The organism is uncultured Polaribacter sp. (genome assembly GCF_947503855.1).
Taxonomy (GTDB): domain Bacteria; phylum Bacteroidota; class Bacteroidia; order Flavobacteriales; family Flavobacteriaceae; genus Polaribacter.
The window spans coordinates 309807-322473 of record NZ_CANNFF010000002.1; the positions used below are offsets into that span (position 1 = coordinate 309807).

Genomic DNA, 12667 nt, shown 5'->3' on the forward strand with positions numbered 1-12667 from the left:
TTAATTTAATTTATTTATTTTTATTAAGGTTACTGTACTTTTAATGGTTTGTTTAAAGCCAATTTTATTTCCATCTCCAGAAATTCCAAAGGCATTGTAAAACGGAATTACAAATGTAATGGTTTCTCCTTCTTTCATCAACTTTATTCCTTTTTGTATACCAGAAATAAAATCTTCTTTATCTATTTTGTAATTTTTTAATCCTAAATCTTCTTTACTGTAAATAATATCATCATTTAAAGTTGTTATATCATAACTTAATACTACATCATCACCCTCCTTTGGTGTAAAGGTATCTTTTTCAACTTTATCTACATAAGTATACCAAAAACCATTGTTAGAATTTATGTATGTTTTTGTAGAATCTTGTGCAAAGTAATCTACTATCTTTTTGTTTTCTTCTTGAATTATTTTTTTTGATGCTTCTATATTCGCTTTAAAAATTGTGGCAGAAGGTTTTGGGTTTATAGGCCTTCTAGGTGGTGTTTTTGTACAACCTATTATAAAAAAAAATATAAAAACAATGTAAAAACTATGCTTCATAAGACGAATTTAGTTCTTCTATATATTTAGGTAACAAACTTTTAAAATTCTCGGTTACTTCTTCCATGCTTCCATCAAACCTACCTCCAGCAGCATTATCATGACCACCACCATTAAAATAAGTTCTAGCAAATTTATTTACAGAAAACTTACCTTTAGATCTAAACGAAATTTTAATAATTTGTTGTTCTGTATCCTCTATAAATATGGCTGCAAAAATAATATCTTTTAAAGAAAGTGCATAATTTACAACACCTTCTGTATCTCCTTTTTGAAAATCGAACTTTTTCTTTTCTGCTTCTGTTAAAGTGATAAATGCTGTTTTATATTCTGGTAAAATTTGCAAATTACTAAGCGCTTGCCCTAACAAAAGCAATCTACCATACGAATTTGCATCGTATACATTATTATGTATTTTATCGTTTTGAGCACCCTTATCAATTAAATCCGCAATAATTCTATGTGTTTTACTTGTGGTAGATCTAAATCTAAAAGAACCCGTATCTGTCATAATACCTGTATACAAACATGTAGCAATTGCAGTGTCAATCAAATCTAAATCGTTGTTCATTTCTATAAATTGATACACCATTTGACAAGTAGAACAAATTTCTGTATCAGAATACATATATTTTACATCATCGGGTTGTTGATGATGATCTATCATTGCAAAATCGTTCTCATATTTTTCTAAGGAATTTTGCATATCGGTGCCAACTCTATGCAAAGCATTAAAGTCCAGTAGAAAAATAATATCAGAATTTTTAATAGCTTTTTGGGCTTGCGAGTTTTGCCAATCGAAACGATAAGTAGCATCTGAACCCGGTAACCAGTGTAAAAAATCTGGATATTCGTTAGGTACAACAACAGTTGGTTGATGGCCTTTTTTTGAAAAATAATGAGATAAAGCTAAGGTAGACCCCATGGCATCTCCGTCTGGATTTCTATGGCCTACAATAACAATATTTCTTGGTTTACTAAGAAATTCTTTTAAGTCTTCAAATCCTTTTAAAATCATAGTTGGCGAAGATACAATTTAATTAAAAAAATTGTGTAATTTCGCGCCGAATTTGTAAGGTAAAATTTTACAAATAAAATAGAAACAAAAAAATCTATACAATGGCAACAAATAGAACATTTACAATGTTAAAACCAGATGCAGTAGAAAACGGACATACTGGTGCAATTTTAGAGAAAATAAACGCTGCAGGATTTAGAATTGTAGCAATGAAAAAAACACAAATGACAAAAGCTGATGCTGAAACTTTTTATGCTGTGCATAATGAGCGTCCGTTTTTTGTTGAATTAGTAGCATTTATGACACGTGGACCCATTGTTGCAGCAATTTTAGAAAAAGATAATGCTGTAGAAGATTTTAGAACTTTAATTGGTGCTACAAACCCAGCTGACGCTGCAGAAGGTACTATTAGAAAGTTGTATGCAACTTCTATGGGAGAAAATGCAGTACATGGTTCTGACTCTGATGAAAATGCTGAAATAGAAGGAAATTTTCACTTTTCTGGAAGAGAGCAATTCTAATTTAGAATTCTTAATTAACAATACTGAAATTATTTCAGTTAGATATATTTAGTTAAAAACTCACAACAAATGCTGTGAGTTTTTTTTATGAGTTTTTTGAAGATTTTAGAGAAATACAATTTGTAAAATCTAATAATTATTTAATTTTATAAAAAATGATTCATGTTTAAGTTTACCGTAAACCATATTGCCATTTCCGTAAAAGACGTTGTAAAATCAATAGAATTTTATCAAGAAGTATTTCAATTAAAAGAAATTAAAAATACTGCTTCAAATTCTAAAACCAGATGGTTGGTTTTTAATGATAATAGGCAGTTGCACTTAATACCAAAACCTAATGAGGTTGTAAAAATCAATAAAGCTGTCCATTTTGCAATCTCTACTATAAATATACAGGAGTTTATTAGTCATTTAATAGCTCTAGAAATAGGATATTCTGACTGGTTGGGTACAGTTAAAAAAGATTATGTTAGAAATGATGGAATTATACAAGTGTACTTTCAAGATCCCAATGGTTATTGGATTGAAGTAAATAACGATGTAAGGTAAATTTATAAAAAACTAAACCAACATTAATTTAGAGATTACTTTACCTCCCATTTCTTCATTTATCATTTTTATGATTTTTTCCTTACCATAACTCAATTCTTCTCTTAAAACAGAGGAAGATAGTTGTATGATTAAAGTTTTGTTTTGCAATTTCACAGAGTTTGTATGGCTTGCAATACCTGGTCCCATCATTTTGTTCCAAGTTTCTTCTATCTTAATTTTTTGCATGCCCTTACTTAGATTGTTCTCTTTAATAAAAGACTGCATTAAATCTTGTATTGATAAAGAATTGTTTTCTCTTTTTGCCATTTATAAGATCATTTGATTTTTCAATTTTTTACTTTATACTTTTAAACTATAATTTAAAAATCTGATACGGTTTGTTACTCTGTTTTACAATATTTTCGGTTCTTTCTGAATGTGTATCTGTAATAAAAATTTGCCCAAACTCGTCGTTATTTACCAAATTTACAATTTGTAACACTCTATTTTCATCTAATTTATCAAAAATATCGTCTAAAAGTAAAATTGGGGTTACTTTAGATTGTTGTTTTATAAATTGAAATTGGGCTAACTTTAAAGCTATTAAGTATGATTTTTGTTGCCCTTGTGAACCAAACTTTTTAATAGGGTACTCTCCTATTTCAAAATTTAAATCGTCTTTATGAATACCCACTGTTGTGTATTGCAAAATCTTATCCTTTTCTAATGATTTTTCCATGAGAGCGTCCATAGAAAAATCGTGTAATTGACTTTTATAATTTAAGTTGACTTGTTCATTATCGTCAGAAATTTCTTTGTACTTTTGGTTAAAAATAGGAATAAAAGTGGCTAAAAACTCTTTTCTAGCTTCGTAAATTCTACTACCATATTCTGCAAGTTGGTCATTATAAACACCGATATTTACAGCATCAAAAGTTCTATTAGCTGCAAAATATTTTAACAAAGCATTTCTTTGACTTAATACTTTATTATAAGCCAACAAATCTTTTAAATAAGCTTTGTTTTGTTGAGAAATAACACCATCTATAAATTTTCTTCTGGTATCACTACCTTCTGTAACTAAATCTCTATCTGCTGGAGAAACAATCACCAAAGGCAATTGACCTATATGTTCAGAAAACTTATCGTAATTTTTTCCGTTCCTTTTTAAAATTTTCTTTTGTCCTTTTTTTAAACTACAAATAATTTTTTCATTTCTATCGTTTAAAATATAGTCTCCTTCTACCATAAAAAAGCCTTCTCCATGCTTAATATTCTGTATGGCTACAGAATTAAAATAACTTTTTGCGAAAGATAGGTAGTAAATAGCATCTAAAATATTGGTTTTACCCACACCATTATTGCCTACAAAACAATTAATTTTCTCCTGAAAATCAAAAGATTGCGAGGTAATATTCTTAAAATTAACTAAAGAAAGCTTCTGTAAATACATCAATTAAATAAATTATTAAAAAGGTTTTGCAAATTATTGAAAATTTTGCGAATTATCTCCTTTTAAAATCCAATTAAAAAAACTATTTTTGTCGCCACTAATTTTTAAGCAAAGATGGCAACATACAAGAAAAGAGGATATAAACCTAAAGATAAGAAAGATCAACAAAGAGTTGAAGAAATAGACAGCACAACTGCTGAAGTGTTTAATACTTTAGACGAAACTGCTTCAAAATCTGAACAATGGATAGAAAAAAACAGCAAACCGTTATTTTTAGCATTGATAAGTGTTGTTGTATTGTTTTTAGCTTATTTAGGCTACAGTAAATACATTGTAGAGCCTAACGAAATAGAAGCTTCTAATGAGTTGGCTTTTCCAAGAAAATATTTTGATGAGGCCGCAACTGCAGGCTCTGGAATAGACTCTTTACTAAATTTAGGTTTAGAAGGCGCAGATGGTAAATATGGTTTTTTAGATATTGCAGAATCTTACAGTAGTACAGATGCTGGTAATTTAGCAAACTATTATGCTGGTGTTTCTTATTTACAAATGAAAGAATACGAAAAAGCAATTGCTTATTTAGAGAAATTTAATTCAGATGATACTTTATTAGGTCCTGTTTCTTTAGGTGCTATTGGTGATGCTTTTGCTGATATCGATCAGCCAGAACAAGCCTTAGAATATTACGAAAAAGCAGCGAACAAGCAAAATAACGAGTTTACAACGCCTCTTTATTTATACAAAGCAGGGCAAACTGCAATGCAATTAAAAAAATACGATAAAGCAGTTTCTTTATTTACTAAAATTAAAGAAAACCACCCTACATCTGACCAAGGTAGAGATGTAGAAAAATTTATAAATGCTGCTAAATATGCTAAAAATTAGTAGACAGTAAGCAAACTGCAATTAGTTTTTATCTAAACTAAATACAGTAAACTGATTACTAAAAAATAAACAAAATGGCAACAACAAATTTATCTTATTACGATAAAGCTACAATCCCAAATGCGAAACCTTTTCGATTTGGGATTGTTGTTTCTGAATGGAATCCTGAAATTACCAAAAACTTAAAAAAAGGAGCCATAGAAACTTTACTAGATTGCGGTGCAACCAAACAAAACATCATTTCTTGGGATGTGCCTGGTAGTTTTGAGCTTGTTTATGGTTGTAAAAAAATGATTCAGTCTAAAAATGTAGACGCAATTGTTGCTATTGGTAATGTTATTCAAGGAGAAACCAAACATTTCGATTTTGTTTGCGAAGGGGTTACACAAGGTATTATAGACTTAAATGTAAAGTATGATGTACCCGTAATTTTTTGTGTTTTAACAGACAATACCAAACAACAATCTTTAGATAGATCTGGCGGAAAACTAGGTAATAAAGGAATTGAATGTGCCGTGGCCGCGGTAAAAATGGCCGCTATAAAAAACACAGGTTTACAAAAAGAAAGTATTGGTTTTTAACACTAGTTTATTTTTGTTTGCAAGATTAAATTCTTTCTTCTTTTTTGTAATAAATTAAGAATACTTTTTACATCTATCTTAGGCATTTTCCTTTAATTTATTTAAATTTGATTTGCTTTTAAAATTGGTATAAAAATTAATTTAGACTTATTTCTATGTACCAGTTATTTTTAAAATTATGGGATTTTTAAAAAAAACAAATAAAAAATTTAATTACCAGCCAAGATATTATAAAGGAGAAGGAAATCCTTTTAAAATTGAGCATAAATTAGATCATTTTAGAAAAACTGCTGGAAAAAATAAAGGGCTTAAAGGCAAATTTAATGATGCTTTAGAAGATTTAAAAACACCAGATAAAGGTGTAAACAAAACACTAATAATTATTATTAGTATTTTAGTTTTTATCTTTTTATATATCATAGATTTTGATTTATCTATATTCATAAAATAATTAATGTCAGATATCATTCAACTTTTACCAGATCATGTTGCAAACCAAATTGCTGCAGGAGAAGTAGTACAAAGACCTGCTTCTGTTGTAAAAGAGTTATTAGAAAATGCAATAGATGCTGGTGCAACCAATATAAAATTACTTATTAAAGATGCTGGTAAAACCTTAATACAGGTTATAGATGATGGCAAAGGGATGAGTGCCACAGATGCAAGAATGAGTTTTGAGCGTCATGCAACTTCTAAAATACAAAAAGCAGAAGATTTATTTAACCTATGTACTAAAGGCTTTAGAGGTGAAGCTTTGGCGTCTATTGCTGCAATTGCACATGTAGAGCTAAAAACAAAAACACCAGAGGAAGAATTAGGTACTTGCATTAAAATTGAAGGTAGTAAAATAGTTTCTCAAGATTTTATTGCTACAGCAAAAGGGACTAGTTTGGCGGTAAAAAATCTGTTTTACAACATTCCTGCTAGAAGAAACTTTTTAAAATCAGATACTGTAGAAACACGCCATATTATTGATGAGTTTCAAAGAGTAGCATTGGCACATCCAGAGATTTCATTCTTATTACATCACAATAATAACGAAGTATATCATCTAAAAGGTGGTAATTTTAGACAGCGTATTGTAGCTGTTTTTGGGAGTAAAATGAATGAAAAATTAGTGCCTATAAACGAGACTACAGATATTTTAACTATAGAAGGTTTTGTTGCTAAACCTGAGTTTTCTAAAAGAAAAAGAGGCGAACAATTCTTTTTTGTAAATAACCGATTTATCAAAAGTTCGTATTTAAATCACGCAGTTGTAAATGCTTTTGATGGTTTGTTAGAACAAGGGGCACATCCCTCCTATTTTTTATATTTAACTGTACCCGCAAATTCTATAGACATTAATATTCACCCAACAAAAACAGAAATAAAGTTTGATAACGAGAAAGCATTATACGCCATGTTAAGAGCTACTGTAAAACATAGTTTGGGACAATATAATGTAGCGCCAGTATTAGATTTTAATAGAGATGCTAATTTAGACACTCCTTATCATTTTAAATCGACATCTAAAACTGCATCCGTACCCAAAATTTCTGTGGATCCAGATTTTAACCCTTTTAAAGAAAGCAACCCAAAAGATACTAGCAATACATTTAAAAGAGAAAAACAAACAGAAAGCTGGGAGGCTTTATACACTTCTGTAGATACTTCTCAAACCACTACAGAAAGTTTATTTGAACATCAAGAAGCAGAAAAAACGAAAAAAACATTTCAAATACAACGTAAGTATGTAATGAGTTTGATAAAATCTGGTGTAGTTTTAATCAATCAATCTTTAGCACATCAAAGAATTTTATACGAGCAATTTTTAGAAAGTATTACTGTAAAAGAAGCCAACAGCCAACAATTACTATTTCCTGTAAAAATATCTTTCTCTTCGGCAGAAATAGAAATGATTTACACCATAAAAACAGAGTTAGAAAATGCTGGCTTTTCTTTTGACGAATTTACCAAAGACAGTATTACCATAAAAGGAATACCCGTTTCTGTTACCGAAAGTAAAATTAACATTATTTTAGAAGAATTGTTAAACGAGATCAATTTAGAAGTACCAGATAGTAGTTTTAGTCATTTTGATATTATGGCAAAATCATTTGCAAAAACATTATCTATAAAAACAGGAACTTTATTATCTGAAAAAGAGCAAGAAAGTTTGGTAAACGATTTATTTTCTTGCAAAGAACCAAGTGTTTCTCCTTTTGGAAAAGCAACCTTTAAAACATTAACCCTACTCCAAATAGACAACCTATTTAATAGTTAATTGTATGATGAAACTAACAGATGCCATAAAACACTTAATTATAATAAATGTAATTTTATTTGTAGCTCCTCAGTTTTTACAATTAGATTTTACAAATATTTTGGCTTTGCATTTTCCTGAAAATGAACATTTTGGAATTTGGCAATATGTATCCCATATGTTTATGCATGGTAGTTTTGCGCATATTTTATTTAACATGTATGGTTTATGGGCTTTTGGTACACCTTTAGAACAAATGTGGGGTAAAAATAAATTTATTTTCTTCTATTTTTCTGCGGGTATTGGTGCAGGTTTAATTTATACATTAGTTAATTATTATCAGTTTAATGGAATTTACGAACTCTTTATAAATGCTGGTTTAAATCCATCAGAAATACTCACTATACTAGAAAAAGGAAGCACAAGTGATGCGAGAGTGGTAAATGCTATTTCACAAGAGCAATTTAATAAGATTACAATGCTTTACAATACTCCAGCAGTTGGTGCTTCTGGTGCAGTTTACGGTGTTTTAGTTGCTTTTGGCTTGTATTTTAAAGATGCGAAACTAGCATTAATCTTTTTTCCAGTGCCAATTGCCGCAAAATATTTTATTCCTTTAATGATTTTAGGTGATTTATTTTTTGGAATGACCAGTTACTCTGTTGGTAATATTGCACATTTTGCACATATTGGTGGTGCTTTAATTGGATTTATAATTGCTTATTATTGGAAGAAAAATCAATTTAAAAATTATTAATGAGTTTAATAAACAAGATAAAATACAAGTTTAAAACAGGCAGTATTATAGAGAAATTAATCTATATTAATATAGCTGTTTTTGCTTTTACACTGCTAATTACAGTTTTACAAGGTTTGTACAAAGGACAAACAGGTTTTGTTATACAATGGTTTTCTTTAGATGATAATTTTAGTGATTTACTTACAAAACCTTGGACAATTGTTTCCTACGGATTTTTACATTCTGGCTTTATACATTTATTATTTAACATGATTGGTTTGTATTTTATCGGCAATTTATTTATCCAGTATTTTACACAAAAACAAGCGTTAAACTTTTACATTTTAGGTACTGTTTTTGGTGGTATCTTTTATCTATTTAGCCAGAACTATTTTCCTTTATTTGAAGGCAATTCATCTCGTTTAGTAGGTGCTTCTGCAGGTGTTTCTGCCATATTTATTGGGTTAGCTACCTATATGCCTAATTATCAAATAAGCATTCGGTTTATAGGTTTTGTAAAAGTCTGGCATTTAGCAGCAATTTGGTTGGCTTTCGATTTAATTGGTTTAATTGGCCCTAATGCTGGTGGAAGCTTTTCTCATTTAGGAGGCGCTTTGTTTGGCTTTTTATATGTTAATCAGGCCAGTAACAAAAAAATAGATCTTTTGGGTAGCCTTTTCTCTTTATTCAAAAGAAAAGAAAAACCCTTACAAACTGTTTATAAATCGAAAAACAAAAAAGCAAGCCCCAAAACAAAGGCTCCTAACCAAAAACAAATAGATGGTATTTTAGATAAAATTAGCAAATCTGGTTATGACACATTAACAAAAGCTGAGAAGGAATTTTTATTTAAGCAAGGCAAAAAGTAAATGAAAAAGTTAACCTTTTTAGATAAAATTCTCTATTTAATAAACAGCCTACTAGCTGTGTTATTGCTCTTATCTTTTTTATTACCACACATTTCACCAAAAAAACTTCCAGATTTTGCAGTGTTAAGTCTTTTTGTACCTGTACTTTTAATTGTAAATATATTTTTTGTTATTTATTGGCTACTCAAATTAAAAAAGCAATTTCTTTTATCTTTTCTGATCTTAATTTTAGGGTGGATGATAATGACACCGTTTTACAAACTATCTGGAAAAAACTCCTCTTTAAACTCAGATTTAAAGTTGATGAGTTACAATGTAAAAACCTTTGACTTATTTTCTAAAAAAGAAGATAGTACTGTAAATGGTTTTGCCTTTATCAAAGAGAAAAATCCAGATATATTAGCAGTACAAGAATATTACCAAACCTCTAAAATAGATATCAATTATCCTTACCAATACATCAAAAAAAACACAAAAAGTAAAAAATATGGTTTGGCAATTTATTCTAAATACAAAATTATAAATTCGGGGTCTTTAGATTTAAAAAGCGAAGGAAACAACATTATTTTTATAGATATTTTAAAGCAAAAAGATACTATAAGAATTTATAACGTACATTTTGAATCTTTAAGAATAAAGCCTAATGAAGAAAATTTTGGCGAATCAAATTCAGAAAAATTATTAGAAAGAGTTGCTAATGCTTTTAAAAAACAAGCCCTACAAACAGAGCAATTTCTAAGACACGAACAAACCTGGAAAGGCAAAAAAATAATCTGTGGAGATTTTAATAATACAAGCTATTCTTGGTTATATCATAAAATTTCTAAAGATAAAAAAGATGCTTTTATAGAGGCTGGTAAAGGTTTTGGCAAAACATTTAACTATTGGTTTCCAATGCGAATTGATTTTATTTTAACGGATAAAAATAGTATAACAAATAGTTTTAAGACTTTTGATATCAAACACTCTGACCATTTTCCTATTGTCGCTAAAATTAATTGGAAATAGTTATTTTTTTATTGTTGATTAATTTAGTTCGTTCAATTTTATTTTTTCTGCAAATGTTTAAACAGAACCTGTTGCATATTTTAAAATTTCTGCATTACCCTCTAATGTATGAAAGGCGTTTAAATATGATACATCTAAAGCCCTAATAAGTAATCTTTCTGTTTCAAAAATCATGAATATTATCGTACTTTTGCAAATGCTAAATGTAACAAAATGAATGCGAATAAAAAAGTTGCTTTTTACACGTTAGGTTGCAAATTAAATTTTTCTGAAACGTCTACCATTGCTCGTAATTTTGAAAATGAAGGTTTTAATAGAGTAGATTTTAATGAAAAAGCAGATATTTATGTGATAAATACTTGCTCTGTGACAGACAATGCAGACAAGCGTTTTAAAAGTATTGTAAAAAATGCTTTGAAAAAAAATGAGGATGCTTTTTTAATTGCTGTGGGTTGTTATGCGCAATTAAAACCAGAAGAATTGGCAAATGTAGATGGTGTAGATTTGGTTTTAGGGGCTACAGAAAAGTTTAACGTTACTAGTTACATCAACGATTTATCTAAAAATAATGTTGGCGAAGTACATTCTTGTGAAATTTCTGATGCAGATTTTTATGTAGGTTCGTATTCTATTGGCGATAGAACTCGGGCGTTTTTAAAAGTACAAGATGGTTGCGACTATAAATGTACTTATTGTACAATTCCTTTAGCTAGAGGTATTTCTAGAAGTGATACTTTGCAGAATGTTTTAAATAATGCCAAAGAAATTTCTTCTAAAGGCATTAAAGAAATTGTTTTAACGGGTGTTAATATTGGGGATTATGGAAAAGGTGAGTTTGGCAACAAAAAGCACGAACACACTTTCTTAGAATTGGTAAAAGAATTAGATCAAGTTAATGGCATTCATCGTTTAAGGATCTCTTCTATAGAACCAAATTTATTAAAAGATGAAACTATTAATTTCGTAGCAAAATCTAACTCTTTTGTACCTCATTTTCATATTCCTTTACAATCTGGTTCAGACAAGTTATTAAAAAAAATGAAGCGTAGGTATTTATCTGACACCTATACAAATAGAGTTGCTAGAATTAAACAAGTAATGCCAAATGCATGTATTGGTGTAGATGTTATTGTTGGTTTTCCTGGAGAAACAGATGAATTATTTTTAGAAACCTACAATTATTTAAACGAATTAGATATTTCTTATTTACACGTTTTTACATATTCAGAAAGGCCTAATACAGAGGCTGTAAATATGGCAGGTGTTGTTCCTAAAAAAGCACGTGCAAAACGAAGTAAAATGTTGCGTGGTTTGTCTGCTAAAAAAAGACGTGCATTTTACGAATCTCAATTAGGAAATACTTTAACTGTACTTTTTGAAAGTGAAAACAAAGAAGGGTACATCCATGGTTTTACAGAAAATTATGTAAAAGTAAAAACACCATGGAATCCTGAATTAGTAAACACTTTACAATCAATAAAATTAACAAACATAGACGATGATGGAATTGTTCGTTTTAATTTTATAGAAGATTTTGTAAATATTTAAGTTTATAAAAATATATAACACCTATTTTGATGTATATATTTAGATAAAACAATAAATATGAAAAAAACTCCTATTTATTTTGTTCCAGGTTTGGCAGCTGGTCCAGAAATTTTTGAAAACCTAGATTTAGATCCAGATAAATATACTTTACATTTTTTAGAATGGATAAAACCACTTGCTTTAGAAGAAGATATTGGCAATTATGCATATAGATTAAGCAATAAAGTAACCGAAAAAGAGGCTGTTTTAATTGGTGTTTCTTTTGGCGGAATTATGGTGCAAGAAATGGCAAAATTTGTCAATCCTAAAAAAGTAATTATCATTTCTAGTATTAAAAATGAAAATGAACTTCCTAAAAAATTTAAATTAGCCAAATTCACAAAAGTTTATAAGTTATTTCCAACGAAGGTTGTAGAAAATTTTGAGGATTATGCACAATACTTTTTAGGAAAGTCGCTAAAGAAAAAAGCAACTTTATATAAAAAGTATTTATCTGTTAGAGATAAGATGTATTTAGAGTGGGCTATCTATAATGTTTTAAAGTGGAAACAAGTAAATACTCTTAAAAATATAGTACATATTCATGGTACCAAGGATACTGTTTTTCCAATAAAAAGAATCAAAAATCCAATTAAAATTAAAGAAGGTAATCATGTAATAATTTTAACAAAAGCAAAAAAAATATCTAAAATTATTGCAGACATATTAACTTGCTAAACCAAAGGT

General features: G+C 29.0%; 15 protein-coding genes. 11 read left to right on the forward strand and 4 right to left on the reverse strand.

The window, feature by feature from the left end:
- Together gldI and Q0662_RS02810 are read right to left on the reverse strand one after the other, a co-directional pair.
- Entirely contained in the window at positions 1-543 is a 543-nt protein-coding gene (gene gldI, locus Q0662_RS02805; RefSeq protein WP_298946963.1) for a gliding motility-associated peptidyl-prolyl isomerase GldI, read from the reverse strand.
- Positions 533-1561: a bifunctional oligoribonuclease/PAP phosphatase NrnA gene (locus tag Q0662_RS02810; protein ID WP_298946964.1), complete on the reverse strand. Its 1029-nt coding sequence runs from the start codon at positions 1559-1561 to the stop codon at positions 533-535. The genes gldI and Q0662_RS02810 overlap by 11 nt, the downstream gene beginning before the upstream one ends.
- Positions 1562-1662: 101 nt before the next feature.
- Here Q0662_RS02810 and Q0662_RS02815 point away from each other — a divergent pair, with 101 nt between their 5' ends.
- Positions 1663-2082 (forward strand): nucleoside-diphosphate kinase, encoded by a 420-nt coding sequence (locus Q0662_RS02815; RefSeq protein ID WP_298946965.1) that lies wholly within the window; start codon positions 1663-1665, stop codon positions 2080-2082.
- 162 nt (positions 2083-2244) lie between these two features.
- Positions 2245-2631, forward strand: a complete 387-nt coding sequence (locus Q0662_RS02820) for a VOC family protein (protein WP_298946967.1) — start codon at positions 2245-2247, stop codon at positions 2629-2631.
- Between the two features lie 12 nt (positions 2632-2643).
- Here Q0662_RS02820 and Q0662_RS02825 read toward each other — a convergent pair whose 3' ends face one another.
- Together Q0662_RS02825 and Q0662_RS02830 are read right to left on the reverse strand one after the other, a co-directional pair.
- Positions 2644-2940: a DUF721 domain-containing protein gene (locus tag Q0662_RS02825; protein ID WP_298946970.1), complete on the reverse strand. Its 297-nt coding sequence runs from the start codon at positions 2938-2940 to the stop codon at positions 2644-2646.
- A 46-nt stretch (positions 2941-2986) separates the two neighbouring features.
- Positions 2987-4066: a DNA replication/repair protein RecF gene (locus Q0662_RS02830; RefSeq protein WP_298946972.1), complete on the reverse strand. Its 1080-nt coding sequence runs from the start codon at positions 4064-4066 to the stop codon at positions 2987-2989.
- A gap of 114 nt (positions 4067-4180) precedes the next feature.
- On the opposite strand from Q0662_RS02830, the gene Q0662_RS02835 reads away from it, so the two are divergent.
- The 9 genes from Q0662_RS02835 (at position 4181) to Q0662_RS02875 (ending at position 12658) form a co-directional block, all read left to right on the forward strand.
- Positions 4181-4951 carry a tetratricopeptide repeat protein gene (locus Q0662_RS02835; protein ID WP_298946973.1) on the forward strand — a complete coding sequence of 257 codons (771 nt, stop codon included), beginning with the start codon at positions 4181-4183 and terminating at the stop codon, positions 4949-4951.
- 74 nt (positions 4952-5025) lie between these two features.
- Complete coding sequence (gene ribH, locus Q0662_RS02840) at positions 5026-5532, forward strand: 6,7-dimethyl-8-ribityllumazine synthase (protein ID WP_298946974.1); 507 nt, start codon at positions 5026-5028, stop codon at positions 5530-5532.
- Between the two features lie 178 nt (positions 5533-5710).
- A complete protein-coding gene (locus Q0662_RS02845) occupies positions 5711-5983 on the forward strand; it encodes a riboflavin synthase subunit beta (protein ID WP_298946975.1) in 273 nt (90 codons plus the stop codon).
- A 3-nt stretch (positions 5984-5986) separates the two neighbouring features.
- The gene (gene mutL / locus Q0662_RS02850; protein ID WP_298946976.1) at positions 5987-7798 is read left to right on the forward strand and encodes a DNA mismatch repair endonuclease MutL; all 1812 of its coding nucleotides are present in this window, start codon (positions 5987-5989) and stop codon (positions 7796-7798) included.
- A gap of 4 nt (positions 7799-7802) precedes the next feature.
- Entirely contained in the window at positions 7803-8534 is a 732-nt protein-coding gene (locus Q0662_RS02855) for a rhomboid family intramembrane serine protease (RefSeq protein ID WP_298946978.1), read from the forward strand.
- Complete coding sequence (locus tag Q0662_RS02860) at positions 8534-9385, forward strand: rhomboid family intramembrane serine protease (protein ID WP_298946981.1); 852 nt, start codon at positions 8534-8536, stop codon at positions 9383-9385. The genes Q0662_RS02855 and Q0662_RS02860 overlap by 1 nt, the downstream gene beginning before the upstream one ends.
- Positions 9386-10393 carry an endonuclease/exonuclease/phosphatase family protein gene (locus Q0662_RS02865; protein ID WP_298946983.1) on the forward strand — a complete coding sequence of 336 codons (1008 nt, stop codon included), beginning with the start codon at positions 9386-9388 and terminating at the stop codon, positions 10391-10393.
- A gap of 213 nt (positions 10394-10606) precedes the next feature.
- Entirely contained in the window at positions 10607-11941 is a 1335-nt protein-coding gene (gene mtaB / locus Q0662_RS02870) for a tRNA (N(6)-L-threonylcarbamoyladenosine(37)-C(2))-methylthiotransferase MtaB (protein ID WP_298946984.1), read from the forward strand.
- 57 nt (positions 11942-11998) lie between these two features.
- Positions 11999-12658, forward strand: a complete 660-nt coding sequence (locus Q0662_RS02875; RefSeq protein ID WP_298946986.1) for an alpha/beta hydrolase — start codon at positions 11999-12001, stop codon at positions 12656-12658.
- The last annotated feature ends 9 nt before the right edge of the window (positions 12659-12667 follow it).

Coding starts and splice junctions, on each gene's coding strand:
- gldI (WP_298946963.1), bottom strand. CDS start 543: ATGAAGCATAGTTTTTACATTGTTTTTATATTTTTTTTTATAATAGGT.
- Q0662_RS02810 (WP_298946964.1), bottom strand. CDS start 1,561: ATGATTTTAAAAGGATTTGAAGACTTAAAAGAATTTCTTAGTAAACCA.
- Q0662_RS02815 (WP_298946965.1), top strand. CDS start 1,663: ATGGCAACAAATAGAACATTTACAATGTTAAAACCAGATGCAGTAGAA.
- Q0662_RS02820 (WP_298946967.1), top strand. CDS start 2,245: ATGTTTAAGTTTACCGTAAACCATATTGCCATTTCCGTAAAAGACGTT.
- Q0662_RS02825 (WP_298946970.1), bottom strand. CDS start 2,940: ATGGCAAAAAGAGAAAACAATTCTTTATCAATACAAGATTTAATGCAG.
- Q0662_RS02830 (WP_298946972.1), bottom strand. CDS start 4,066: ATGTATTTACAGAAGCTTTCTTTAGTTAATTTTAAGAATATTACCTCG.
- Q0662_RS02835 (WP_298946973.1), top strand. CDS start 4,181: ATGGCAACATACAAGAAAAGAGGATATAAACCTAAAGATAAGAAAGAT.
- ribH (WP_298946974.1), top strand. CDS start 5,026: ATGGCAACAACAAATTTATCTTATTACGATAAAGCTACAATCCCAAAT.
- Q0662_RS02845 (WP_298946975.1), top strand. CDS start 5,711: ATGGGATTTTTAAAAAAAACAAATAAAAAATTTAATTACCAGCCAAGA.
- mutL (WP_298946976.1), top strand. CDS start 5,987: ATGTCAGATATCATTCAACTTTTACCAGATCATGTTGCAAACCAAATT.
- Q0662_RS02855 (WP_298946978.1), top strand. CDS start 7,803: ATGATGAAACTAACAGATGCCATAAAACACTTAATTATAATAAATGTA.
- Q0662_RS02860 (WP_298946981.1), top strand. CDS start 8,534: ATGAGTTTAATAAACAAGATAAAATACAAGTTTAAAACAGGCAGTATT.
- Q0662_RS02865 (WP_298946983.1), top strand. CDS start 9,386: ATGAAAAAGTTAACCTTTTTAGATAAAATTCTCTATTTAATAAACAGC.
- mtaB (WP_298946984.1), top strand. CDS start 10,607: ATGAATGCGAATAAAAAAGTTGCTTTTTACACGTTAGGTTGCAAATTA.
- Q0662_RS02875 (WP_298946986.1), top strand. CDS start 11,999: ATGAAAAAAACTCCTATTTATTTTGTTCCAGGTTTGGCAGCTGGTCCA.